Source organism: Mycobacteroides sp. H001, from assembly GCF_001440005.1.
Lineage (GTDB): Bacteria > Actinomycetota > Actinomycetes > Mycobacteriales > Mycobacteriaceae > Mycobacterium > Mycobacterium gwanakae.
This window is the reverse complement of record NZ_LJYH01000024.1, coordinates 261,087-285,280: the sequence shown is the minus strand read 5'-3', so window position 1 is coordinate 285,280 and position 24,194 is coordinate 261,087. Positions and strand designations below refer to the sequence as shown.

Sequence of the window (24,194 nt, the reverse complement as noted above, 5' to 3'; positions counted from 1 at the left end):
TACGGACTAGCGATGGCAGCTACGTGAGCTGTATCACCGATGGTAACCAACCAGTTGGGACCTGAGAACCCCGCACCCCTGAGGGCCGCGCTCCATCAGCCCTTGAGCTCGGCTTCTATCAGGGTGTTCCCCCGTATGTCTTCTTCCGAGTGCACCAGTCGGCCGGCATCCGCCATCTCGGCCTCGGCCGGAACCGCCCGGACCGTCCACCCACGCCCGGCGAGCCATTGCGGAACATCGGTGCGGTTCTCGTCGTGGTACATCAGCGATCCGACGTCCAGGGACTCGCCCTCGATTCCCGCCAGCTTGCGGGCCCGGTCGAAGTGTTCACGCATCTTGCTGCGGACCTCATGCCGTTTGGCGTTGTCCGGCCCGACGGCCTCGACGGCGATCCGGCTGCCCGGTGCGCTCTGATCCACGATCAGTTCGAAGAGCCTGTCCTGCGCCTCGGTCGGTAGGTACATGAGCAGGCCTTCGGCCAGCCACGCCGTGGGCACTGTGACGTCGAACCCCTCGCGTTGCAGCGCGACCGGCCAATCCTGTCGAAGGTCGACGGCCACCTCACGGCGCAGGCAGGCAGAGCGCACGTCGTGCTCGTCGAGTGTCTGACGCTTGTACTGCAACACGAGTGGCTGGTCGATTTCGTACACGGTGGTACCAGCCGGCCAGTCCAGGCGATACGCACGCGAGTCCAGGCCGGCGGCCAGGATCACCACTTGGGTGATTCCCGCCCGCGAAGCCCGTTCGAAGAAGCCATCGAAGAACCGCGTGCGGACGGCCTGATAGTCCACCGCGTACTGCATGATGCGGTCGGCTTCGGGATCGAGCTCGGCAAGCTGCTGTCGCACGTCGTCGCTCGCAATCACCGACCATGCCCCGGCACCGGCGCGCTCCACGAGAAGCTGCGCAAAAGGGTCCCGGATCAGTGGCGCGTCACTGCGGGTTTCAGCCGCCCGCGCGGCGGCCACCATGACCGCGGTGGCGCCCACGCTGCTCGCGATGTCCCAGCTGTCGTCGTCGGAGCGCGCGGTGGTCACATTGCTCACCGGAGTTCACCCTGGATCAGCTGGCCTCGGAATGTCCCCTGTTCGACGTCCTCGGTCACCGGCCTGCCCAGCCGGGCCATCTCCTCGTGCGCATCGGTCTTGGTCACCGACCAACCGTGTGCACCAAGCCATTCCGCAGGGTCGGCGCGGTTCTCATCTTCGTAGATCAAGTTCTCGATCGCGACGTCGACATCCACGGCGGTCTTGAATGCGGCTCGCACCTGCTCCCGGCGAGCGGCTTCCTCCTCGCTCTCGTCCAGAACCAGCTTTCCCTCATACCCCTCGACCGCGATGTGGCTGCCCGGAGCGCTCAACGCACCGATGCTGGCGAACAGACTGTCTTGGGCGTCGGCGGGCAGATACGGCAACAGGCCCTCGGCCAGCCATGCGGTGGGTTTCGCGGCATCGAACCCCGCCTCACGCAAGGCGGCCGGCCAGTCCTCGCGCAGATCGATGGCTACGGCGTGCCGTTGCGCCTTCGGTTCATGGGCGGCCAGTGCGGCGGCCTTGAATTCCAGAACCTGCGGCTGGTCAATTTCGAACACCATGGTGCCGGCCGGCCAGTCGAGGCGGTAGGCGCGCGAATCCAGACCAGAGGCCAAGATGACCATCTGCCGGATGCCCGCAGCCGCCGCTGCCAGGAAGTAGGCGTCGAAGAAATTGGTGCGGGTGGCCTGGTAGTCGACCATCCGCCCGTAGATCCGGCCCGCCTCGGGATCTGGCCACTCGATGTCGCCGGCCGCCAAACGCTCCCAGCCAGTCGATTTACCGGTCGCGTCAACGAGTATCTGCGCGAACGGATCGTGGATGAGCGCGTCGGTCCGCAGCGTCTCGGTGGCGCGTGCGGCTGCCACCCCGAGGGCGGTCGCCCCCACGCTGGAAGTGATGTCCCAGGTGTCCCCGTCGACCCGCATGCGGCTCCTCTCAAGGCAAACTAGACCCAATAGTGAGCAATGCTACAGATCTCCGTCTGTGGCCGGCATTGTGCGACGGGTCACATTCACCCAGGTGAGACCCAGGTAACCGAGCCCTAAATTCATTTGCCCGTTGCGTTTCGAGCACTGTGCTGGAGGACGTCAACCTCCCGGACACACTTCATCGATTTGTGCAGTTCCTACCCGAATCTCGCATAGGGTTCATGAGCGCATCCGCATAGATACCCACCCTGGCGGAGTTCGCTAGCAGAGACATCATTAAAATTCGGTTCAGCAGATAGCTCAGAAGAGTTTGAAAGGGGAGGGCGCTTCCAATGCCGAAGCCATCCACCGCCAACGGCGGTTTCCCAAACATTGTTGTGACCGGTATGGCCATGACGACATCAATCGCACCCGATGTCGAGGGCACCTGGAAAGGGCTCCTCAACGGCGAGAGCGGCATTCGCGTACTCGACGACGATTTCGTCGCTCAGTACGACCTGCCGGTGAAGATCGGCGGGCACCTCAAGGTCCGCGACTTCGACAAGGACATGACGAAGATCGAGCTTCGCCGCCTGTCCTATGTGCAGCGCCTGGCCGCGATCCTGGGCCGTCAGGTCTGGGCAGACGCCGGTGCTCCCGACGATATCGATCTGGAGCGCCTGACGGTTTCGGTGGGCACCGGCCTAGGCGGCGGCGAGAAGTTGGTCGAAGCCTATGACGAGATGCGCGCCCGGGGTACGAAAGCCGTTTCCCCCCTTACCGTTCAGATGTTTATGCCCAACGGTCCCGCCGCTGTCATCGGCCTGGAGCGCAAGGCGCGCGGTGGTGTGATCACCCCCGTCTCGGCATGTGCCTCCGGTAACGAGGGCATCGCCCACGCCTGGCGCCAGATCGCTTACGGCGACGCCGATATCGCCATCTGCGGCGGTATCGAAGCCGCCATCGAGGCCGCACCCATCGCCGCATTCGCCAACATGCGCATCGTGATGTCTACCGACAACGACAACCCCGCGGGGGCATCGCGACCGTTCGACAAGAACCGCACCGGCTTCGTGTTCGGCGAGGGCGGCGCACTCATGGTTATCGAGACCGAGGAGCACGCCAAGGCACGCGGCGCGCGGATCTACGCGCGCCTGCTCGGCGCGGGCATCACCTCGGACGGCTTCCACGTAGTGGCACCGCATCCCGATGGCATCGGGGCGGCCAAGGCGATGGACCGGGCTCTGGAGACTGCCGGGCTCGATGCCAAGGACATCGACCATGTCAACGCACACGCCACCGCCACCAGTGTCGGTGACGTCGCCGAGGGCAAGGCTATTCACAAGTCCGGTCTGCAGAACGCCGCGGTCTACGCACCCAAGGGCGCCCTCGGGCACTCGGTGGGTGCGGTCGGTGCCGTCGAGGCCATCATCACGGTGAAGTCGTTGCAGGAGGGCATCATTCCGCCCACCCTCAACTACGAGACGCCGGACCCCGAGATCGATCTCGACATCGTCAGCAAGGAGCCCCGCAAGGGCGACTACAAGTACGCGATCAACAACTCGTTCGGGTTCGGCGGCCACAACGTGGCCATCGCCCTCGGCAAGTACTGATCACCGCTCTTCCCCGACACGCCGTCTGGCGGCGGATTCGTATCGCACGATTCCGCCACTAGGCGGCGTGTCGGCGTTCAGGCACGGTCGGCCGCGCTGATCAGCGGAAGGCTGCGATCCCGGTGAGCGCCTGGCCGATGACGAGCGTGTGCATCTCGCTGGTGCCCTCGTAGGTCAACACCGACTCCAGATTGTTGGCATGCCGCATGACGGGATACTCGCCCGAAATGCCGTTCGCACCAAGAATTGTCCGGGCCGTTCTGGCGATCTCGATCGCCTCGCGCACGTTATTGAGCTTGCCGAGGCTGACCTGGGGAGTACTCAAGGTGTCCGCATCTTTACGACGTCCTAGATGCAACGCCAACAGCACGCCCTTGCCGTATTCGAGCGCCATGTTGGCCAGCTTCTCCTGGGTCAGCTGGAATCCCGCAATCGGCCGATCGAACTGTTCCCTGGTGTTGGCGTAATCGAGTGCGGTACGCAAGCATTCACGCGCCGCGCCCATCGAGCCGAAGATGATGCCGAAGCGCGCCTCGTTGAGGCATGACAGCGGCGCCTTGAGCCCAATGGCCTGCGGCAGCCGGTTCTTCTCCGGCACCCGCACATCGCTGAGGTTGAGTTCAGCGGTCACGGACGCACGCAAGGACATCTTGGAACGGATGGTTTGAGCGTTGAATCCCGCGGAATCGGTCGATACCAGGAATCCGCGAACACCCTCGTCGGTCTGTGCCCAGATAACCGCGACATCGGCAATCGACCCGTTGGTGATCCACATCTTGGTGCCGTTGATGATCCAGTCGCTACCGTCTCGCCGGGCATGGGTGCGCATTCCCCCAGGGTTGGAGCCAAAATCGGGTTCGGTAAGACCGAAACACCCCAGCTCCTCGCCTGTCGCCATCCGCGGCAGCCACTTCTGCTTCTGCGCATCACTGCCGTAGGCATAGATGGCGTACATCGCCAGCGACCCCTGCACGCTGACCAGCGAACGAATCCCCGAGTCGCCCGCCTCGAGCTCCATGCATGCCAATCCGTATGCGAGAGAAGATGTTCCGGAGCATCCGTAACCCTGAAGGTGCATGCCAAGCACACCGATCTTGCCCAGTTCCAACGCAAGCTTGCGCACCGGGAGGTCACCGTCTTCGTACCACCGCTGCACGTTCGGAACCACGCGCGCCTGAACCAGGGCTCGCACGCTGTCGCGGATCGCGCGCTCCTCGTCGCTGAGTAGCGCGTCGATACCGAACAACTCGTCGGGGTCACTTCGATCAGCATCCACAGCCATGCCGCCGACCCTAGCGCCCCCGGGCCTTCCCTCGGCCAGAAACCGAGGCGGGACAGCCGCTCAACCTACAGAGCCAGGGCAGCCTAGCCATAGTCCAGAACAGGCCTACCCTCGGAGATATGTCCACCCCCGACAGGCCGCGATTGGTTCCCGGCCCCGACCATCCGATCACCATCGAGCCCGCCAGCACCCGCGTCGTGGTCACGTCCGGCGATGTCACCATCGCCGACACCACCGGCGCCTTGCGGCTGCAGGAGGCCAGCTATCCGCCCGTGTACTACCTCCCACCCGATGCGGTGAACTGGGAGGTGCTGCAGCGCACCGACACCCACACGTACTGCCCGTATAAGGGCGAGGCCTCGTACTACTCGGTGCGCACACCCGAGGGAACGATCGAAGATGCCGTCTGGACCTATGAAGATCCCTACCCGGCGGTCGCCCGGATTGCCCGTCATCTGGCCTTCTATCCCGATCGGGTCAACGTCATCGCGGACTGACGCACCCGTCTGGCGACCCCCTGATTGCTGGCGTACGTTGTGCCCATGACGACGGTTCAACGACGAGCTTTCAACGACCAGGTGACGCGGTTCTGGGGACGCGCTGCCAAGGCATACGACTGGGCACCGTTACAACAATGGGTGTACCGCCCGGCACAGGACGAGATGATCGCCCTGCTGCGTCAGCACGAGTCGCAACGTGTTGTCGATATCGCCTGCGGTACCGGCATTCTGGCGACACGCATCCAGGAAGAACTCGAGCCCGAGCAGGTGCACGGGGTTGATATGTCCGAGGGGATGCTCGCCCAGGCGAAGGCCCGTTCCGCGTTGGTCGACTGGCAATTCGCGCCGGCCGAAAAGCTGCCGTTCGACGACGGCGCACTGGATGCGGTGGTCTCCACATCGGCGTTCCACTTCTTTGACCAGCCCGCCGCCCTCGCCGAGTTCCATCGCGTGCTGGCGCCCGGCGGCTTCACCGCGATCACCACCTTCACGCCCGACCGCGCCTCCGCCCCCATCCTGCGCCGGATCTTCGGCGATCGCGTGCCCGCGAGCGTTCCGTCGAAGGCCGAGATGCGCCAGATGTTCGAGGCCGCCGGATTCGAGGTCGCGGTGCAGCGACCGGTGCACCATCCGTTCACCCTTCCGTTCGTGGAGTTCGATCGACTCACTGTGGGCATCAAGCGATGACACGGTGGCTGCTGCTTCGTGGCTTGAGCCGCGAGAAGCGCCACTGGGAGCAGTTCCCACAAGTCTTTGCCGAATCGCTTGGCGTTCAGGTGGAATGCCTAGATGCGCCCGGATTCGGCACCGAATTCCAACGTGTCTCGCCGGCGAAAATCTCGGCCATCACCGATGACATCCGGTCCCGGCTGGACCGGGATAGCGACGGTTGGTCACTGCTCTCGATATCTCTGGGCGGCATGATCGGACTCGACTGGTGCGCGCGTTACCCCGGAGATTTCGAACGCGCCGTCATCATCAATTCGAGCACTGCCTCGACACCGATATGGCAGCGATTTCAGCCGTCGTCGATCCCCAACTTGGTACTCGGACGGTTCCGCGCCGACGTGCCTCGCGAACGTGCCATCCTGGAACAGACAGCCAATAGCCCCGATCTGGATCTCGACGCGCTGTCCCAGCGGTGGGCCGGTTACCTACAGACCCAGCGTCCGTCGAGCGCCAGTGTCGCCCGGCAGATCGCCGCGGCCATCAGCTTCCGGATGCCGAAGCGCGTCGATACTCCTCTGCTGGTTCTGACCTCCACGCACGACCGGCTTGTGAGTTCCGCGGCGTCACGCGCGATCGCCAACAGCTTCGGCGCACCCCTCGCGGTGCATCCCACCGCCGGCCACGACATTCCCCTCGACGACGGCGCGTGGATCGCCGAGCAGGTAAGACGGTGGATCGACTAGATTCACCAGCTGTGCCACAACGTCTTTCGGCCTGGCGATTCGTCACGACATTCGGCGTCATCAGCATGTTCGCCGATATCGTCTATGAGGGCGCGCGCTCGATCACCGGACCACTTCTGGCATCGCTCGGGGCATCGGCTCTCGTGGTCGGCGTCGTGACCGGAATCGGCGAGGCCGCCGCCCTGGCGCTGCGTCTGGTGTCGGGCCCACTCACCGACCGCACCCGCATGTTCTGGACCTGGACCATCGCCGGTTACGCACTGACCGTGATCACCGTCCCGTTCCTGGGCGTGGCCAGCGCGCTCTGGGTTGCCGCCACGTTGGTGATCGCCGAACGGGTGGGCAAGGCGGTACGCAGCCCCGCCAAGGACACCTTGCTGTCGCACGCCACCTCCGTCACCGGCCGTGGCAGGGGCTTCGCGGTGCACGAGGCCATGGACCAGGTCGGTGCGATTACCGGCCCACTCGTCGTCGCGGGCATGCTCACCCTCACCCACGGGAACTATCTGCCGACGTTCGCCGTGCTGGCGGTCCCCGGTGCCGCGGCGTTGGCTCTGTTGTTCTGGCTTCGCCGCCGGGTGCCCCACCCGGAACGGTATGAGGCCAGTGCGGACAGGCATGACTCACCCACTGCGCGCCAAAAACTCCAACTACCGATGCGTTTTTGGCTGTACGCGGGGTTCTCCGGGATCACCGTGTCCGGGTTCGCGACGTTTGGCGTGCTGTCATTTCACATGGTCGACCGGGGCATCCTGGCGCCCGCCGCGGTGCCGTTGGTGTACGCCGTCGCGATGGCCGCAGCCGCCATATCCGCCCTGTTCTCCGGCTGGACGTACGACCGGATAGGCCCCAAAACCCTTGTGGTCTTGCCTATTGTCGGCGCGGTCGTGCCCATGTTGGCATTCACAGACTCACTCATGGGCATCGTGCTTGGCGCGCTGTTATGGGGTGCCGCCATCGGGATTCAGGAATCCACCCTGCGTGCGGTGGTTGCAGACCTGGTGCCGCCCGCACGACGGGCCACCGCATATGGGGTCTACGCCGCTGTGCTCGGCACGGCAACCGCCGTCGGCGGGACACTCACGGGGTACCTCTATGAGGTGTCGATTCCCATGCTCATCGGGGTGGTCGGCGTGATTCAACTGGTCGCGCTGGTCGCCGCCGCACCCACAGTGCTGCGGCATGCCGATCAGGTGTAAGGCAGGCGACTGCTGGCGTCTTCGTCGACGTGGACGCTGCGGCCGATGTAGGGAAAAGCTCGCTGGGCACAGGAATCGCGGACGCACACCTTGCAGCCCGGGCCGATCGGCACCGCGGTTGACGGATCGTCGATGGCGATCCCCGTCGAGTACACCAGACGATGCGCATGGGCGATATCGCATCCCAGACCGATCGCGAACGATTTTGGTGTGCTGAGGAATCCGCCTGTTGATGTACTACTCGTGCGTGCCACCCAGAAGTACGTGCGGCCGTCGGGCATCTCGGCAACCTGGGTCACAAACTGTCCCGGATTCGAGAACGCCTCGTGAACGACCCACAGGGGGCAGTTTCCACCCACTCTGGAGAAGTGAAACGCCGTGGCGGATTGGCGTTTCGAGATGTTCCCCGCACGGTCGGTCCGGACCAGAATGAACGGAACTCCCCGCATGGAGGGGCGCTGCAGGGTCGACAGCCGGTGGCAAACGGTCTCATGCCCGACCTCGAACTGTCGCGCCAGGATGTCGACGTCATATCTAGTGGACTCCGCCGCATGGTGAAACTGTTTGTACGGCAACAGGAAAGCACCAGCGAAGTAGTTGGCCAACCCGATCCGGGCCACACCAATGGCCTCGGGGCTCAGCTGCTCGGCACCGGAGAGAATTGCCGCCATGGTTTCGGTCTGCGTCAACAGCGCCAGCTGCGTGGCCATTTGAAATGCGCGCTGGCCGGGCGTGAGCCAATGCGCGATACGCAAAACCCCTGCGTCCGTGTCGAACCGGCGTTTCGAAGAATCCGAAAGCGCCCCACCCTTGGCCACGGTGACGGCAATACCGTGGTCTTGCTTCAAGACCGTGGCCAGCTGCGTGTCGAGACCGCCGATGTGCAGCCCGTAGTGCTCGAATAGATCTTCGGCGGCGGTGTCGAGTTCACCAAGATAGTTCTTGTGATCGTAGAAAAGGTCGCGGACTTCTTCAAATGGCATGGGACGCAGCGGTTCTCTTATCGAATCACCGATCGTGGCCGCATTCTCGGTCGCGCGATAGCTCTCCAGCTCAGCGGTGACGTCCCGCAGCCTGCGGTGCATGCCCACCAGGGTCTGACCCACCGACGGCATCCGGGCGACTAGCTCTTCGAGCTGCAGGTCACTGATCTCGCCCACGGCAGCCTCGGTGAATATCTCGCCAAGGTCCGCGACAAGCCGGGCGTCGGAGTCCGGGGAGAAATAGTGCGGTGACAGATCGAATCGTTCGGTGAGGCGCAGCAGCACCGCGACCGTCACCGGGCGCGCGTCATTCTCCAGCTGGTTGACGTAACTCGTCGACAAATCCAGGACGCGTGCGAGCGCCGCTTGCGTCAGGCCGCGCTCCTCGCGCAACCTCCGCAACCGCGCTCCGGCGAACGGTCTGGACATGTTCGCCAGGATAACTCCATAACCATTCGCAATGTTTGCAAGATATGCGAACTAAGGATACAGAAATACGCATTTACATGGTCTTTTTATCTACTGACCACGTGCGTAATGTGCGAATCATGCACGTTCACTCCGTACACACCCGCCGCAGCGCCGACGTCTTCCCTCGCGACCAACACCTCGCCTGGAAGATCGCCGAGGTCGCTTCGGATCCCGTTGCCGTTCCCGCCGACACCGAGGCGATGGTCATCAACCGGATCATTGATAACGCCGCCGTCAGCGCCGCGTCGGTCATCCGCCGTCCCGTCACCGTCGCACGCCGACAGGCACAGGCCCATGCGGTGTCGTCCGGTGGACGTGGTGCCAATGTCTTCGGTGTCAGCGGTGGCTACTCGGCCGAGTGGGCGGCGTGGGCCAACGGCGTCGCAGTACGCGAACTGGACTTCCACGACACCTTTCTGGCCGCCGACTATTCGCACCCCGGCGACAACATTCCACCGCTGGTGGCCGTGGCCCAGCAGCTCGGCATCGGCGGGGCGGACCTCATTCGCGGTCTGGCCACCGCGTACGAAACTCAGATCAACCTCACCCGCGGAATCTGTCTGCACGAACACAAGATCGACCACGTCGCACACCTCGGCCCTTCGGTCGCCGCCGGCCTGGGCACCATGCTGAAGCTCGACACCGAGACGATCTATCAGGCCATCGGCCAGGCCCTACACCTGACCACCGCGACCCGGCAGTCCCGCAAGGGACTCATCTCCAGCTGGAAGGCCTATGCCCCGGCGTGGGCCGGCAAGGTCGCCATCGAGGCCGTCGACCGCGCCATGCGCGGCGAGGGTGCTCCGTCCCCCATCTGGGAGGGCGAAGACGGCGTGATCGCCTGGCTGCTCGGCGGTCCCGACAAGGTCTACGAGGTGCCGCTGCCTGGCCCGGGTGAGGAGAAGCGCGCGATCCTGGACAGCTACACCAAGGAGCACTCGGCCGAGTATCAGAGCCAGGCGCCCATCGACCTGGCCCGCAGGATGCGCGAGCGCATCGGCGACCTGGATCAGATTGCGACGATCGTGCTACACACCAGCCACCACACGCATGTCGTGATCGGCACCGGATCGAATGATCCGCAGAAGTTCGACCCCGACGCTTCGCGCGAGACACTCGACCACTCGGTCATGTACATCTTCGCCGTGGCCTTGGAGGACGGCACCTGGCATCACGAACGTTCCTACGCGCCCGAACGCGCACACCGCCCCGAAACGATCGAACTCTGGAACAAGATCAGCACCGTCGAAGATCCCGAGTGGACTCGTCGCTACCACTCAACTAACCCAGACGAGAAGGCGTTCGGCTGCAAGGCCGTCGTCACTCTCAAGAACGGCGAGGTGATCACCGATGAGCTCGCGATCGCCGATGCACATCCCCTGGGGGCGCGGCCGTTCGCCCGGGAGAACTACATCAACAAATTCACCGTGCTGTCCGACGGCATCATCGAGCAGCACGAGCAGGAGCGATTCCTTTCGGTGGCACAGGGGTTGGCCGATCTGAAGGCCGGCTCACTGGGTGCGCTCAACCCGCTCGTGGATGCCGTAGTTCTCGACAAGGCGCCCACGACACCGGAGGGGATCTTTAAGTGAGCACGCTTCTTGCCTCCGCCACGGACGCGGCCACCAAGCGTGCCGCGTTCCGGGCGGGCTTGTCTTCCGGTGAACTGCTGCGTTTTCCCGGCGCGTTCTCGCCGTTGGTGGCCAAGCTGATCCAGGAGGTCGGGTTCGAGGGTGTTTACGTCTCGGGTGCCGTACTGTCGGCCGATCTCGCGCTGCCCGATATCGGATTGACGACGCTCACGGAGGTGTCGGCCCGCGGCCGTCAGATCGCGTCAGTCACCGACCTGCCGACCCTGATCGACGCCGACACAGGATTTGGCGAGCCGATGAGTGCGGCACGCACGGTCGCCGTGCTCGAAGACAGCGGAGTAGCCGGCCTTCATCTCGAGGACCAGGTGAATCCCAAGCGGTGCGGGCATCTTGACGGCAAGGCCGTCGTCGAGAGCGCCGAGATGGTTCGGCGGCTCCGTGCGGCGGTCTCCGCCCGGCGCGACCCCAACTTCGTGATCTGCGCCCGCACTGATGCCGCGGGCATCGAGGGGTTGCCCGCGGCAATCGACCGCGCAAAGGCCTATGCCGACGCGGGCGCGGATCTCATCTTCACCGAAGCACTCAGTGATATCGGCGAGTTCGAGAAGTTCCGTGCCGCGGTCGATGTTCCCTTGCTCGCCAACATGACCGAATTCGGAAAGTCCGAACTCGTGACGGCCGACCAGCTCCGCGACGTCGGGTACAACGTCGTCATATATCCCGTCACGACCCTGCGGCTCGCGATGTTCGCCGTGGAGCAGGGTCTGCGCGAAATCGATTCGGCGGGAACACAGTCTGGCCTGCTGGACCAGATGCAGCACCGCAGCCGTCTGTACGAGCTGCTCCGCTATTCCGAATACAACCAGTTCGACACCGAGATCTTCAATTTCAGCCTCAATGGAGGAGGAGCCCGATGACCACCGCGACCCCGACCATTCACAAGGGACTTGCCGGCGTCGTGGTGGACACCACCGCCATCTCCAAGGTGGTGCCCGAGACCAACTCGCTGACGTACCGCGGATATCCGGTACAGGACCTAGCCGCCCAGTGCAGCTTCGAGCAGGTCGCCTACCTGCTGTGGCATGGCGAGTTGCCGAACGATGCCGAGCTCGCGCTGTTCAACCAACGCGAGCGGGCGCAGCGCCGCCTGGACCGTTCCCTGATGGCGCTGTTGGCCAAACTGCCGGAGACCTGCCATCCGATGGACGTGGTGCGCACCGCCATCAGCGTCCTGGGTGCCGAGGATCCTTCCGAAGACGACAGCACTCCGGAAGCCAACTACGCCAAGTCGCTTCGCATGTTCGCGGTGCTGCCGACGATCGTCGCGGCCGACATGCGGCGCCGCCGTGGGCTGGACCCCATTCAGCCCCACAGCCACCTCGGCTACTCGGCCAACTTCCTGCGGATGTGCTTCGGTGAGGTACCGGACCCGGTGATCGTCACGGCGTTCGAACAGTCGATGATCCTGTACGCCGAGCACAGCTTCAACGCCTCGACCTTCGCCGCCCGCGTGGTGACCTCGACACAATCCGATATCTACAGTGCGGTCACCGCAGCGATCGGCGCACTCAAGGGCTCCCTGCACGGCGGAGCCAACGAGGCCGTCATGCACGACATGATCGAGATAGGCGACGCCGCCAAGGCTGCGGAATGGTTGCAGGGCAAGCGGACCCGTAAAGAAAAGGTCATGGGCTTCGGGCACCGCGTATACAAGAACGGCGATTCCCGGGTGCCGACGATGCGCGCGGCGCTGGAGGACGTGGCCCGGGTTCGTGACGGTCGCCAATGGCTCGAGATCTACAAGGTGCTGGAATCCGAGATGGATGCCGCCACCGGAATCAAGCCCAATCTCGATTTCCCCACCGGGCCCGCCTATTACCTTATGGGATTCGATATCCCGTGCTTCACACCGATTTTCGTGATGAGCCGGATCACCGGCTGGACCGCGCACATCATGGAGCAAGCAGCGGCCAACGCCCTGATCAGGCCGCTGAGCGAATACTCCGGTAAGCCCCAGCGGTCACTCGCGTCGTAAGTGCGATCGCCGAGTGTGCGGTTTGTGTCGAAATCTCGCTAATTATCGACACAAACCGCACACTCGAGCTGGCTAGTTCGGCATCCTGTCGCAAAGCAATTGGATGAAAAACTCGTCCGCCGGGGGCGCCTCCGGGTCGATGTTGAGGAAGCTGGTGTAGAAGCCATCTGGTGAGTGCACCGCGCGACTTACTTGCCCGGCAATGCCCGTGACAACACCCGCGTAGCCACGCGTATCGTCCACGCCCAGCCGCGGATCCGCCAGATCAACCGTCACTCGATCTCCCCGCGATGGGATCACCGCGCCAAACGCGTCTGGTGGCCCGAATAGATGCAACGTCCTGCGGCCACGATCTCGCGCATCACGCAGCGCCTCAATGTCATCGCCGGTCGGCTCCACTACTGAGGTCACACGCAGACCCACAACGGATCCGGTCATCACTCGATGCCCCATCTCACCCGACGGCGGGTGATCTGGCCAACGTGTTGCGAGTTCGGTGGGCCGGTACTGAAACGATGACGGCTCTTGGCTCACCTGACCGGACTCATTCAGACAGGTAGTGGCCGACACCTCATACAGCTCCTCGACGACACCCCGAAGACGGGGCCAGCTTTGGCTGTCATGCCAAGTAGCCCAGAGGATTACCAGCGCATTCGCAGGATCTCCGAGTGCTGGATCCCAGCTCGCACAACCGTAGGGAAACCGGACGATCTCGCGGTCCTCGTCCCAGTCGACCGTAGCAGCCGATGCCAGTAGGTAGCCACCCTCAGCGGGATGGGCAGAGATCTGCCAATCGACAGACTGGCCTATCTCGGGAGTCCTACCGCAGCACTGGTATTCCCAATGTGAAATACCCAGGTATACAAGCGATTCATTTCGATTGAGAATCTTGTTATTCACTGAAGAACCGGGTGTTAGACGAACGGAGCACGAACGCTCCGGACCCGGTGTACCGAATCCAAAGGTTAGCCAGCATCACGCCTAGCGTCAACACCCCGTCACTCGGGCCGGGACAAGAGCCCGCCAACCCACCAATCCGCCGGGGCCTCTCGCCGATACCCACGCTGACGCAGCAAGCCCTCCATGTCGAATCCGACGGCTTGCGCCACCGCCCGCGAGCCATCGTTGCCGACGACCGCCCACCATTCGATGCGGTGCGCGCCCAGCGCGTCAAATCCCCACTGGCACAGCCGCCGAATGGCCTCTGTTGTCAGCCCCTTACGGCGATGCCGTAAGGCAGACCAATACCCGACTTCCACCACGCCAGGCGCAATCGACTTAAGTGAACAGGTGCCCACGAGTTCATCTGTGTCGGCGAGGAAGAACCCAAAGCCGTATCGCGCGTTGTCCGCCCATCCCTGCGCCGACCTGGCGACGAAACTCCGGGCGTCTTCACGGGTGTACGGAACCGGCAGCGGAAGGTAGTACGCGATCTGCGGTTCGTTGCACGCTTCGACAATCGCAGCCTCGTCCGCAGCAGTGACCGCGCGCAGAACCAGCCGGTCCGTCTGCAACTCGGTAGGTTCCATGCGACCAGTCTCAACCACGAATTACAACGTGGTCAAAGGAATTCCGTAGACCGGGTCTGCGTCAGGAGGTCTCGGGTACCGGCGACCAGTACTCCAGCATTTCCGCGAAGGTCTCGAAGGCCGGCCTGGCCAGACCGTACGGCGCTTCGAAATGCACGCTCAGAGGAAAGCCGAGGTCTGCCACTCCATCGATGACTCGCTTGTAGAGATCCACAAGCTGTGGCCGCCGGACATCTGGTTCGCAGGCAGCCAGCGACTTCACGAAATCCTGTTCGCGCGCAACAGCTTCATTGCCGGGGTCTTGGATCAACCAGTCGATGAGCCCGACCTTGGACTCCAGCTTCGGGACGAAACCGAACGAGAGCAACACCTCTGGCCGGTGTTCGGTTGCGCGCGCGAACTCCTGCAGAAAGCCAACCACCGCATCGGAATACAGCAGCTGGGTCATGGCGAAGGTGGCACCCTTGTCGCATTTGAAGGAGAAGCGGCCCTGTTCGCCACTGCGGGTGGGGATCAGGATCACTCCCCTGTTGTCGACGATGTCATCGAACTTCGACAACGCATCAGTCGGTGGAATGCCCGAACCGTCGCCGTCGCTCATGGTGCGCGGTACGCCGACGAAGATCACGCCGTCCATCCCGGCTTCCGTGAGGCCGGTCAGCCGGCTCCGTAACGACGTCTCATCCGAAAAGGAAGTGACCTGCGTGCACAGTCCCCGCATAGTGGGTAGCTCCGACCGGATGATCGACCAATAGTCGACGACATCCAGCTTCGGCTTCATCTCCAGCGGACGATCCGCGTCTTCCACGATCATCGACGGGATCATGACGTGGTCGATGCGCCCATCGATGCCGAACTCCGCCGAGAACCTGGACAGTTTCTGCAGTTCTTCGGATGCCTTCTCGAGGCCGCCATCGACATTGGGAGGCACCAGCTCCAGCGCAACGGTATTCATGGACACCAAGGACCTCCGATTAGTCTCGCTAATGGTTTATACACCAATCAAATTCACGCGCGAGCAGTCCCCCGCGAAGGGGACTGCTCGCGCGTTCGTCGGGAACTAGGCGCCCGCACGCACCTCGGTCGCAGCCGCCACCAGGTTGGCCAGCGAGGCAGTTACCTCGTCAGCCTTCCGGGTCTTCAGGCCACAATCAGGATTGACCCAGAGACGCTGGGCCGGAACGGCCTGCAGCGCCTCACGCAGCGAGTTCGCCATTTCGGCCGTCGAGGGCACCCGCGGCGAGTGGATGTCGTACACACCCGGGCCGACGCTGTTGGAGAATCCGATCGCGTTGAGGTCGTCGAGCACCTCCATATGCGAGCGAGCCGCCTCGATGGAGGTGACGTCAGCGTCCAGATCGGCGATCGCACCGATCACCTCGCCGAACTCCGAGTAGCACAGATGCGTATGAATCTGGGTCGCATCGGACACACCCGAGGTGGACAGCCGGAACGCACCGACCGCCCAGTCCAGGTATGCGGGCTTATCCGCCGAGCGCAGCGGCAGGAGCTCGCGCAATGCGGGCTCGTCCACCTGGATGATCGCAATCCCGGCGTCCTGCAGATCCACCGTCTCGTCCCGGATGGCCAGTGCGATCTGGTTAGCGGTATCCGCCAACGGCTGATCGTCACGCACGAAGGACCACGCGAGGATGGTCACCGGCCCGGTCAGCATGCCCTTGACGTACTTGGGAGTCAGCGACTGGGCATAGGTGGCCCACTCGACGGTCATCGGGTTCTGCCGTGCGACATCGCCGTACAGGATCGGTGGGCGCACGCAGCGGCTGCCGTACGACTGAACCCAGCCATTCTGGGTGGCAAAGAATCCGTCGAGCTGCTCGGCGAAGTACTGCACCATGTCGTTGCGTTCAGGCTCACCGTGGACCAGCACGTCCAGGCCCAGCTTCTCCTGTAGCGCAATAACATCGGCAACCTCGGCACGCATCCGCCGCACGTACTCGGCCTCGTCGATCTCGCCCTTGGTCAGGGCCTGACGGGCCTTGCGGATCTCGACTGTCTGCGGGAACGACCCGATGGTGGTGGTCGGCAGCTCGGGTAGCTGCAGACGCTCATCCTGGCTGCGGCGACGCTCTGCGGCGTCACCGCGGGAAACACCAGCCGCCAGAATCGAATCCAGCCGCGCACGGATCTGGCCGTTGTTCAGACGCGGATCCGTCTTGCGAGATTCGACAGCCGCATTCGACGCCGCGAATTCCGCGGCGTCGCGATCCCCGCCCAGTGCCCGGGCCAGCACCACAACTTCCTTGACCTTCTCGTCGGCGAAGGCCAACCAGCTGCGCAGCTGGTCATCGAGTTCGGTCTCCGGTTCCAGCGAATAGGGCACATGCAACGTCGAGCAGGACGTGGAGACTGCCACGGCACCGGCGGATCCCAACAGCGTCCCCAGGGTGCTCAGCGCGGACTCCAGGTTGGTGCGCCAGATGTTTCGTCCGTCGACAACGCCCGCGACGATGGTCTTTCCGGCCAGCTCTGGCACCAAGGCCACACCCGATGCGGACCCGTAGACCAGGTCGACGGCAATCGCCTCGACGGGGGTACGTGCCAGCGCCGGCAGTGCGGCACCGAGGTCCCCGAAGTAGGTGGCGACCAGGATCGCGGGGCGATCGGCCACCGTGCCGAGACGGCCATACACCTGCTCGGCCAGTTCGGGACCATTCGGCAGGATGTCGGTGACGAGCACCGGCTCATCGATCTGCACCCAGCCGACGCCTGCCTCGGCGAGCTGCACCAACAGCTGCTCGTACAGCGACACCACCTCGTCGAGCCGTTCGATGGGCGCGGGGGCGCCGTCGACTGACTTACTCAACGCGAGGAAGGTGATGGGACCGACGACGACCGGACGTGCCGGAATGCCCAGCGCCTGAGCTTCTTTCAGCTCTCCGAACAGCTTGGCCGGGTTCAGTTCGAACTTCGTGTCCAGCCCGATCTCCGGCACCAGGTAGTGGTAGTTGGTATCGAACCACTTGGTCATTTCCAGCGGTGTCACATCATCATTGCCGCGAGCGGCGGCGAAGTAACGATCGAGCTCATCGGCGATACCGGCGACACGGGGCGGGAGCGCTCCCAGCAGCACCGCGGTGTCCAGCACCTGGTCGTAGTACGAGAAGGTGTTCACCGGTACGGAGTCGAGCCCGGCGGCCGCCAATGCGGTCCAATTGTCGCGCCGAAGCCCTGCGGCGACAGTTTCGAGCTCGGTACGGCTGGTACGTCCGGCCCAGTAGCTCTCGGTAGCCCTCTTGAGTTCACGCCGCGGGCCGATACGCGCGGATCCGAGCGTGGTGGCGGTCAAAGGTAGAGCAGTCATGAATTAGTCCTTCATCAACAGCGGGGTAGCCACCGCCCGGGGACGAAGAACCGAGCACGGAACCACCGCGACAGATATCTGCTCGGTGAAACCGCTTCGGCCATACGCCCATTCCGCGAGGCGATGATCCGCCGGGTGCGGCGCACCCGGCACAGCTGGCAGGTCTTCGGACTTACAGGCTTTACCCGGACTCAGGTTTTCCTACTGGCCGCCGCTTCCCAGGCTTGTTGGTGCTCAACCCAGTGCATATGACGACTGTCGTTCCTGCATACCGCTGCGGGACAGTCCCGGATTCTCACCGGGTTCCCTCTTATGCCGGACCCGAGGGCCCGGCACTCGATGCTGATAACGGCTCGGATAAAACCCGTGCCACTACCAGCAGACCAGCTGCGTTTCTCATCATATGCGCGCTATCCAACACAAATATTAGCGACTATTCTCTAATATCGTGATCACCCTGGACCAGGCTCAGCGGGTGCTCGATGCGCAGCCCTTCAGTCGCCTCCTCGGCGCATCCGTGTGCCGGGTCGATGAGTCCGGAATCCGGCTCGCACTTGATATCCGTGACGAGCTGCGGCAGCAGAACGGGTTCATCCACGGCGGCGTATTGAGCTATCTCGCCGACAACGCGATCACCTACGCCTGCGCCCTTGGTTTGGGTGCGGACATTGTGACCAGCGGATACACCATCGAGTACGTGTCCCCAGCGGGCGATGGGGTGCGACTGCTCGCGGATGCCTCGCTGGTCAGCGCCGGCCGCACCAAGGCGCTGGGCCGCTGCGAAATCTCCGTCGAAGGTCACGACGGCAAAACCAAGCTGGTTGCGGTTGCTCAGGGCACGAGCATGGTCCGGCGCCGTGGGGCGTAAAGCGCAGTACACCGCGGACGACATCCTGGACGCGGCGCTGGCCCTGGTGACCTCGGGCGGCCCACCAGCGGCCACCGCCTCCGCCATCGGACGCATCCTCGGAGCACCGTCGGGTTCGATCTATCACCGATTCGCCAGCCGTGACGAGCTCATGGCCCGGCTCTGGCTGCGATCGATCGCCCGCTATCAGAACGGGATACTCGCGGCCCTGTGTCTGCCGGATCTCGACGATGCACTTACGGCGACCATTGACCACGCCTTCGATTGGACTGCGGCGAACCGCAACGAGGCGCAGCTGCTACTCCAGTACGAGAAGGCCGATTTGGTCGCGCACTGGCCCGACACCCTCGCCGCGGAGCTCACGACACTCAACTCACGGGTCCGCACGGCGTTGCGCGAGTACACCAGGCATCGGTTCGGCGCGATCACTCCCGAACTGATCGACAAAACGATGTTCGCATTGATCGACATGCCGTACGCAGCGGTGCGCCGTCACCTGCCCGACAGGGGCGAGCCCGCGCCGTGGCTGCGCGAGTTCGTCCGGGCCAGCGCCCGGGAGCTTCTCGCCCGCGAGAGTTAGACCGTGGCGTATTTCTGGCGCAGGGCCTTCTTGTCGAGCTTGCCCAGCGCGGTCAATGGCAGCGAGTCGGCGACGATCACGTGTTTGGGTGACTGCACCGAACCCTTGCGGTCCTTGACCGCGGACTGGATCTCGGACGTCATCTTGGACACCGCGTCGCCGCTGTGGTCGGCATCCGCACGCAGCACCACGATCGCCGTCACCGCCTCGCCCCATTTCTCATCGGGCACCCCGATGACGCCGACCTGCGCCACCGAGGGATGCTCGGCGACAACGTCTTCCACCTCTCGTGGGAACACGTTGAAACCACCGGTGACGATCATGTCCTTGGTTCGGTCGACGATGAACCAGAAACCGTCCTCGTCTTCGCGTGCGACATCGCCGGTGCGCAGCCAGCCGTTCTTGAACGTGTCGGCGGTCTGTTCGGGCAGCCCCCAATAGCCACCCGCCACCAGCGGACCGGCCACACAGATCTCGCCGGGCTCACCCTGCTTCACCGGCTGATCGTTCTCGTCGAGCAGCGCCGTGCGCAGGAACGCCGAGGGCCGGCCACAGCTGGAGAGCCGCTGGGTGTCGTGATCGCCCTTGGCCAGATAGCTGATCACCATGGGCGCTTCGGATTGGCCGAAGTACTGCGCGAAGATCGGCCCGAATCGCTTGATCGCCTCCGCGAGCCGTACCGGGTTGATGGCCGAGGCGCCGTAGTAGACCGTCTGCAACGACGACAGGTCGCGGGTCTGAGAATCCGGGTGATCCAGCAGCGCATAGATCATCGACGGCACCAGCATGGTGGCGGTGATCTTGTGCTCCTCGATTGCCGCCAGCACGGCGCCCGCGTCGAACTTGGGCAGCACCACCATCGATCCGCCCTTCATCAGGGTCGGCATGAAGAAAGCCGCCCCTGCATGTGAAAGCGGGGTGCACATCAGGAATTTGGGGCGATCCGGCCACTCCCACTCGGCCAGCTGGATCTGCGTCATGGTGAGAATCGACTGTGAGGTTCCGATGACGCCCTTGGGCTTGCCCGTCGTGCCACCCGTGTAGGTAAGGCCGTTGATGTGATCCGGCGACAAGTTGATCGGAACCAAAGGCCTCGCCTCGAAGCCTGCGGCCGCGGCAACCAGGTCATGCCCCACCTCAGCCAGCTCAGCGGGCACCGGCCCGAGCGTCAGCACGCGGGTCAGCGTCGGTACCTTCTCCACCAGGGCGGCGGCGCGCTCCACGAACTGCGGCGTGGGGTCGATGACGAGGGTGGTGATCTTGGCGTCGGCCAGCACGTACGCATGATCGTCGAGCGAACCGAGCGGATGCAGCGCGGTACGCCGGGTGCCCAGCAGCTGCCCCGCGCCGATCACCAACAGCACCTCGGGGCGGTTCAGGGCCAGCATGCCCTGGCCATCGGTCGGATCCGGCACCAGCGCGGTGAAGGCCTGGATGTACTTGCTGATCTCGTCGGCCATCTGGGCGCCGGTGAGCGTCACATCCCCGAGCACCAGCGCAGGCGCGCTCGCGTTCTTTTTCAGCGCGGCGACCAGCAGGTGCCCGGAGTTGATCGACCCGTGCAGCAGGTCAAATGAGTCAGGCATCGCGCTCCTTGAGTGGATAGTCGCCGATCAGGCACTTCGCTCGACGTTAGAACATGTTCTAGTTTTGGGCAAGAACGCGCTCCTGCCCCGCTGCACCGGGGTCAATGGCCTTACAAGCGCTGCCCGCGACGGATGCCCCTCAGACTGCGGTGAATCCCTTGGCCCGCTGCGCGTCCTGCGCACCCCACAACGTCGACGTGATCTCCGCCTTCACCAGCGGGACCACCTCTTCGGCGAATCGGCGCAGGGTGTCCTTCTGCTCCTCGAAGTCGGCCTCAGGGCTCAACGAAATCGACTGGAACTCGTGGCCGAAGGCCTCATGCCACTGGATGATCTTCTCGGCCACGCGTTCCGGCGAACCGGCCAGCACCGGGCCGCGATCCGCCGCGTCCTCGATGGATTCGAAGGAAGGAAACTTGCCAACGGCCTTCGGGTGGTCCTTGAGCTTGGCCATCTGCGCCAGGCGTGCCTCGTAGATCGGCCGGTACTGCGCGATGGCCTGTTTGGTTGTATCCGCCAGGTAGAGCCCTCCCGAACCCGCACCCACGTGCAGATTGGCCGGGTCGTGCCCGTTCTGCGCGTACAACTCCCGATACCTGTCGATGAGAATCTTGTAGTTCTCCTTGGGCTGCAAAGCATTTGCTGTGACTATCGGATCGCCCCACTTCGCGGCGAGTTCAACCGCGAACGTCGAGGTCGCCGACCCATGCCAGATCCGGAACGGCCCGTCGTACGGCCTGGGCAGGGTTGTCGCGTCGGCCAGCGGATGCCGGTGCGTGCCTGTCCAGTCGACGTGTTCCTCGCGCAGTAGCCGCCGTAGCAGCTCATAATTCTCTTGCAAGTACTCATACTGCTTGGCGATATCCAGCCCCATCAACGGGTACTGCCGGTCTTCATTGCCCTTCCCGATGACGATCTCGAGCCGGCCGCGGCTCAGCTGGTCGATGGTGGCGAAGTCCTCCGCCGCACGCACCGGGTCCAAGAGGGAGAGCACCGTAACGCCGGTGGACAACAGGATCCGTTCGGTCGCCGCAGCCACCGCTCCCAGCAGTACCGTGGGCGCCGAAGACAGCACGTCTCCCGCATGCCGCTCCCCGACTGCAAAGGAATCCAAACCCAGGCTTTCAGCCAAGACCGCGGTCTCGACCACGCGGTTCAGCCGGTCGGCGGCGGGCGCCAATGCCCCCGTGGCGGGGTTCGGCAGATAGAAGACAATGTCGAGAAGCTGAAAGCGCATATCGTCAGTATGCCGAAACGGACCCCGGTCCGGCAGGGAGGAAATGTTCTGATGATCACCGAACTGGACTCGGTGCTTCTCGACGTTCCAAATCTCGCTGACGCAAAGGCTGCCTATGCGCGGCTGCTCGGAACCGACACTCCGCACCCCCAGCTCCATCTCGGGCTCCCGGATTGGGCAACGCACCCCGGGTTGCTGTTCGGCGTCGCAGACCTGTCGTCCGCGGCGCGGACGGTCGATCGCCGCGGCCTAGCACTGGCCTCGCACGGGGAGCTCGTAGCAGGACAGGCCGACGGACTCACCCTGGGACTACGCGCGCGACCGGCAACACACGCGGCCCCGGTGAGCGAGCAGATCGATCACCTGGTGCTGTTCTCCCCCAATCGCGACAGGATCATCGCGACGCTCTGCGGACGGCTCGGCTTCGATCTGCGCCTGGACCGCATGCAGTCGTGGGGCGTACACCAACTGTTTTTCCGCTGCGCGGGCCTGGTGGTTGAGGTGGTGCTGCGCGATGACGACCCCGCCGGACCCGACTCACTGTGGGGAATCGCCTGGCGCACCAATGATATTGACGCCTCGCATGCTCGGCTAACGGATGCCGACGTCACTCTCAGTGCCATCCGAGACGGCCACAAGCCAGGCACCAGAGTCGCGACGGTCAAAGATCCAGGGCTGGCAGTCCCCACAATTTTGATTGAACAGCGCTAGCCGCCGACTAGGTTGGGGTCTATGACGACTCCGAACCCGGGAAGCTGGCAACCCGACCCCGACGGACGATTCGAGTTCCGCTGGCACGACGGTCACCGCTGGACGGATCAGGTAGCCCATCAGGGAAAAGTCAGTTCAGCTCCGCTCGGAGGCTCCGCACCGGCCGCCCCACAGCCCAGCCCATCAACCCAAGCCGCACAACCGGCAGCACAGGCCCAACCTCTCGGGGACCAATTCTCAGGTATCAGTGGAGATTTGGTGGACGGCCGCTTTAGCGAGAATGAGGCCAAACCAATCTCGAACCAGAACGCCAAACTGTTGCGCGTTCGCCTTGGCGAGCCATTCCTGGCGCGTCAAGGATCAATGGTGGCCTACCAGGGCAATGTCGATTTCGCCTTCGAAGGCGGCGGTGCGGCGAAGTTCTTGAAGAAGGCACTCACCGGAGAAGGCTTGCCGCTCATGCGGTGTTCGGGCCAGGGCGACGTATTCCTGGCCGAGCGCGCCTTCGACGTTCATCTACTAAACCTCAACAAAGCGGGCCTTTCGATCAGCGGCAAGAACGTGCTGGCCTTCTCGGCAGGCCTGAACTGGAACATCGAGCGGGTCAAGGGCGCCAGCATGGTCACCGGCGGCCTGTTCAACACGACATTGAGGGGAACAGGGTGGGTGGCCTTGACTACCGACGGTCCGCCGGTGGTGCTCAATGCCGCAGAGGCGCCGACATTCGCCGACACGAACGCCGTGGTGGCGTGGTCGGCCAACCTTCAGACACAGCTCAAGACGAGCTTCAAGGCCGGCGCCCTCATCGGCCGCGGTTCGGGCGAGGCACTCCAAGTCTCATTCCAGGGCCAGGGATTCGTCATCGTGCAACCATCCGAGGGCGTTCCTGTCGTCACCGCCGGCTAGAGCGTCATCAGCCCCAACAGCTCCCGGCCCCGGATCAGTGCCTCAAAATTTGAGCATCGGTGCAGGTCGAAAGACGCTTTCACGAACCCCACGGCGCCAAGCTCGGAGAAGCACGCGGTGGAAGCCAGCACGGGGGTAACGGGTGAGCAGTTGCCCATACTCATCCCGGCGCACGCGGGCCAACGCCGGTATGCCGCTGATGTCGGCAGCATCTGCTCTCCGCATCGCCTCGACCAGAGGGTGCGGATGTCTGGCGCGGCGTATTCGGTGATGTTCGTCGATCATCGCATCAACTACCGACGAGAAACCTTGTTCTTCGGGTCGCAGCTCTGCCAGTGCTCGCCGGCGTGATTGAGGAAGATAATCCCAGGTCTGGTCATACCAAACCGCCGAGTCATGGAAGTACACAGCGACCGCTACAGG

23 protein-coding genes and 1 riboswitch are annotated in these 24,194 nt (G+C 63.8%); of the genes, 13 read left to right on the top strand and 10 right to left on the bottom strand.

Going from position 1 to position 24,194, the window contains the following annotated elements:
• Window positions 1-95: 95 nt before the first annotated feature.
• Complete coding sequence (locus tag AOT83_RS07715; protein ID WP_057965558.1) at window positions 96-1,046, bottom strand: SAM-dependent methyltransferase; 951 nt, start codon at window positions 1,044-1,046, stop codon at window positions 96-98.
• The gene (locus tag AOT83_RS07710) at window positions 1,043-1,960 is read right to left on the bottom strand and encodes a class I SAM-dependent methyltransferase (protein ID WP_057965559.1); all 918 of its coding nucleotides are present in this window, start codon (window positions 1,958-1,960) and stop codon (window positions 1,043-1,045) included. The genes AOT83_RS07715 and AOT83_RS07710 overlap by 4 nt, the downstream gene beginning before the upstream one ends.
• Window positions 1,961-2,295: 335 nt before the next feature.
• On the opposite strand from AOT83_RS07710, the gene AOT83_RS07705 reads away from it, so the two are divergent.
• Complete coding sequence (locus AOT83_RS07705) at window positions 2,296-3,555, top strand: KasA/KasB family beta-ketoacyl-ACP synthase (protein WP_057965560.1); 1,260 nt, start codon at window positions 2,296-2,298, stop codon at window positions 3,553-3,555.
• 100 nt (window positions 3,556-3,655) lie between these two features.
• Here the strand turns inward: AOT83_RS07705 and AOT83_RS07700 are convergent, their stop codons facing one another.
• Window positions 3,656-4,837, bottom strand: coding sequence for an acyl-CoA dehydrogenase family protein (locus AOT83_RS07700; RefSeq protein WP_030097449.1), 1,182 nt, complete (start codon window positions 4,835-4,837; stop codon window positions 3,656-3,658).
• A 119-nt stretch (window positions 4,838-4,956) separates the two neighbouring features.
• Between AOT83_RS07700 and AOT83_RS07695 the strand changes: the two genes are divergently transcribed.
• Genes AOT83_RS07695 through AOT83_RS07680 form a run of 4 tightly spaced genes read left to right on the top strand, consistent with a single transcriptional unit; the run spans window position 4,957 to window position 7,948 of the window.
• A complete protein-coding gene (locus tag AOT83_RS07695; protein ID WP_057965561.1) occupies window positions 4,957-5,334 on the top strand; it encodes a DUF427 domain-containing protein in 378 nt (125 codons plus the stop codon).
• Between the two features lie 45 nt (window positions 5,335-5,379).
• Window positions 5,380-6,024 (top strand): methyltransferase domain-containing protein, encoded by a 645-nt coding sequence (locus AOT83_RS07690; RefSeq protein WP_057965562.1) that lies wholly within the window; start codon window positions 5,380-5,382, stop codon window positions 6,022-6,024.
• On the top strand, window positions 6,021-6,749 hold the full coding sequence (locus AOT83_RS07685; RefSeq protein ID WP_030097452.1) for an alpha/beta fold hydrolase: 729 nt from the start codon (window positions 6,021-6,023) through the stop codon (window positions 6,747-6,749). The genes AOT83_RS07690 and AOT83_RS07685 overlap by 4 nt, the downstream gene beginning before the upstream one ends.
• Window positions 6,750-6,760: 11 nt before the next feature.
• Complete coding sequence (locus AOT83_RS07680; protein WP_057965563.1) at window positions 6,761-7,948, top strand: MFS transporter; 1,188 nt, start codon at window positions 6,761-6,763, stop codon at window positions 7,946-7,948.
• On the opposite strand, the gene AOT83_RS07675 is transcribed toward AOT83_RS07680, so the two are convergent.
• Complete coding sequence (locus AOT83_RS07675; RefSeq protein WP_057965564.1) at window positions 7,939-9,360, bottom strand: short-chain fatty acyl-CoA regulator family protein; 1,422 nt, start codon at window positions 9,358-9,360, stop codon at window positions 7,939-7,941. The genes AOT83_RS07680 and AOT83_RS07675 overlap by 10 nt on opposite strands.
• Window positions 9,361-9,479: 119 nt before the next feature.
• Between AOT83_RS07675 and prpD the strand changes: the two genes are divergently transcribed.
• The 3 genes from prpD to AOT83_RS07660 are packed head-to-tail and all read left to right on the top strand — an operon-like array spanning window position 9,480 to window position 13,029.
• A complete protein-coding gene (prpD, locus tag AOT83_RS07670) occupies window positions 9,480-10,994 on the top strand; it encodes a 2-methylcitrate dehydratase PrpD (RefSeq protein WP_057965620.1) in 1,515 nt (504 codons plus the stop codon).
• Window positions 10,991-11,911, top strand: coding sequence for a methylisocitrate lyase (gene prpB, locus AOT83_RS07665; protein ID WP_057965565.1), 921 nt, complete (start codon window positions 10,991-10,993; stop codon window positions 11,909-11,911). Before prpD ends, prpB begins: the two co-directional genes overlap by 4 nt.
• A complete protein-coding gene (locus tag AOT83_RS07660; protein ID WP_030097457.1) occupies window positions 11,908-13,029 on the top strand; it encodes a bifunctional 2-methylcitrate synthase/citrate synthase in 1,122 nt (373 codons plus the stop codon). Before prpB ends, AOT83_RS07660 begins: the two co-directional genes overlap by 4 nt.
• 72 nt (window positions 13,030-13,101) lie before the next feature.
• Here the strand turns inward: AOT83_RS07660 and AOT83_RS07655 are convergent, their stop codons facing one another.
• The 4 genes from AOT83_RS07655 to metE all read right to left on the bottom strand — a co-directional run bounded on the left by AOT83_RS07655 (window position 13,102) and on the right by metE (window position 17,883).
• On the bottom strand, window positions 13,102-13,929 hold the full coding sequence (locus AOT83_RS07655; RefSeq protein ID WP_057965566.1) for a DUF6578 domain-containing protein: 828 nt from the start codon (window positions 13,927-13,929) through the stop codon (window positions 13,102-13,104).
• A 98-nt stretch (window positions 13,930-14,027) separates the two neighbouring features.
• Window positions 14,028-14,558 (bottom strand): GNAT family N-acetyltransferase, encoded by a 531-nt coding sequence (locus AOT83_RS07650; RefSeq protein ID WP_057965567.1) that lies wholly within the window; start codon window positions 14,556-14,558, stop codon window positions 14,028-14,030.
• A 61-nt stretch (window positions 14,559-14,619) separates the two neighbouring features.
• Complete coding sequence (locus tag AOT83_RS07645; RefSeq protein ID WP_030097459.1) at window positions 14,620-15,519, bottom strand: mycobacterial-type methylenetetrahydrofolate reductase; 900 nt, start codon at window positions 15,517-15,519, stop codon at window positions 14,620-14,622.
• 99 nt (window positions 15,520-15,618) lie between these two features.
• Entirely contained in the window at window positions 15,619-17,883 is a 2,265-nt protein-coding gene (metE, locus tag AOT83_RS07640; RefSeq protein WP_057965568.1) for a 5-methyltetrahydropteroyltriglutamate--homocysteine S-methyltransferase, read from the bottom strand.
• 139 nt (window positions 17,884-18,022) lie between these two features.
• Window positions 18,023-18,232: riboswitch (cobalamin riboswitch) on the bottom strand.
• A 99-nt stretch (window positions 18,233-18,331) separates the two neighbouring features.
• Between metE and AOT83_RS07635 the strand changes: the two genes are divergently transcribed.
• Complete coding sequence (locus AOT83_RS07635; RefSeq protein ID WP_030097461.1) at window positions 18,332-18,751, top strand: PaaI family thioesterase; 420 nt, start codon at window positions 18,332-18,334, stop codon at window positions 18,749-18,751.
• Window positions 18,741-19,331 (top strand): TetR/AcrR family transcriptional regulator, encoded by a 591-nt coding sequence (locus tag AOT83_RS07630; protein ID WP_030097462.1) that lies wholly within the window; start codon window positions 18,741-18,743, stop codon window positions 19,329-19,331. The genes AOT83_RS07635 and AOT83_RS07630 overlap by 11 nt, the downstream gene beginning before the upstream one ends.
• On the opposite strand, the gene fadD8 is transcribed toward AOT83_RS07630, so the two are convergent.
• Together fadD8 and AOT83_RS07620 are read right to left on the bottom strand one after the other, a co-directional pair.
• Window positions 19,328-20,917, bottom strand: coding sequence for a fatty-acid--CoA ligase FadD8 (gene fadD8 / locus AOT83_RS07625; protein ID WP_030097463.1), 1,590 nt, complete (start codon window positions 20,915-20,917; stop codon window positions 19,328-19,330). The genes AOT83_RS07630 and fadD8 overlap by 4 nt on opposite strands.
• Window positions 20,918-21,056: 139 nt before the next feature.
• On the bottom strand, window positions 21,057-22,154 hold the full coding sequence (locus tag AOT83_RS07620) for an LLM class flavin-dependent oxidoreductase (RefSeq protein WP_030097464.1): 1,098 nt from the start codon (window positions 22,152-22,154) through the stop codon (window positions 21,057-21,059).
• A gap of 51 nt (window positions 22,155-22,205) precedes the next feature.
• Between AOT83_RS07620 and AOT83_RS07615 the strand changes: the two genes are divergently transcribed.
• The 3 genes from AOT83_RS07615 to AOT83_RS27820 all read left to right on the top strand — a co-directional run bounded on the left by AOT83_RS07615 (window position 22,206) and on the right by AOT83_RS27820 (window position 24,122).
• The gene (locus AOT83_RS07615) at window positions 22,206-22,865 is read left to right on the top strand and encodes a VOC family protein (RefSeq protein ID WP_030097465.1); all 660 of its coding nucleotides are present in this window, start codon (window positions 22,206-22,208) and stop codon (window positions 22,863-22,865) included.
• Between the two features lie 21 nt (window positions 22,866-22,886).
• Window positions 22,887-23,771: an AIM24 family protein gene (locus AOT83_RS07610; RefSeq protein ID WP_057965569.1), complete on the top strand. Its 885-nt coding sequence runs from the start codon at window positions 22,887-22,889 to the stop codon at window positions 23,769-23,771.
• 117 nt (window positions 23,772-23,888) lie between these two features.
• Entirely contained in the window at window positions 23,889-24,122 is a 234-nt protein-coding gene (locus AOT83_RS27820; RefSeq protein WP_057965570.1) for a hypothetical protein, read from the top strand.
• Window positions 24,123-24,194 lie beyond the last annotated feature (72 nt).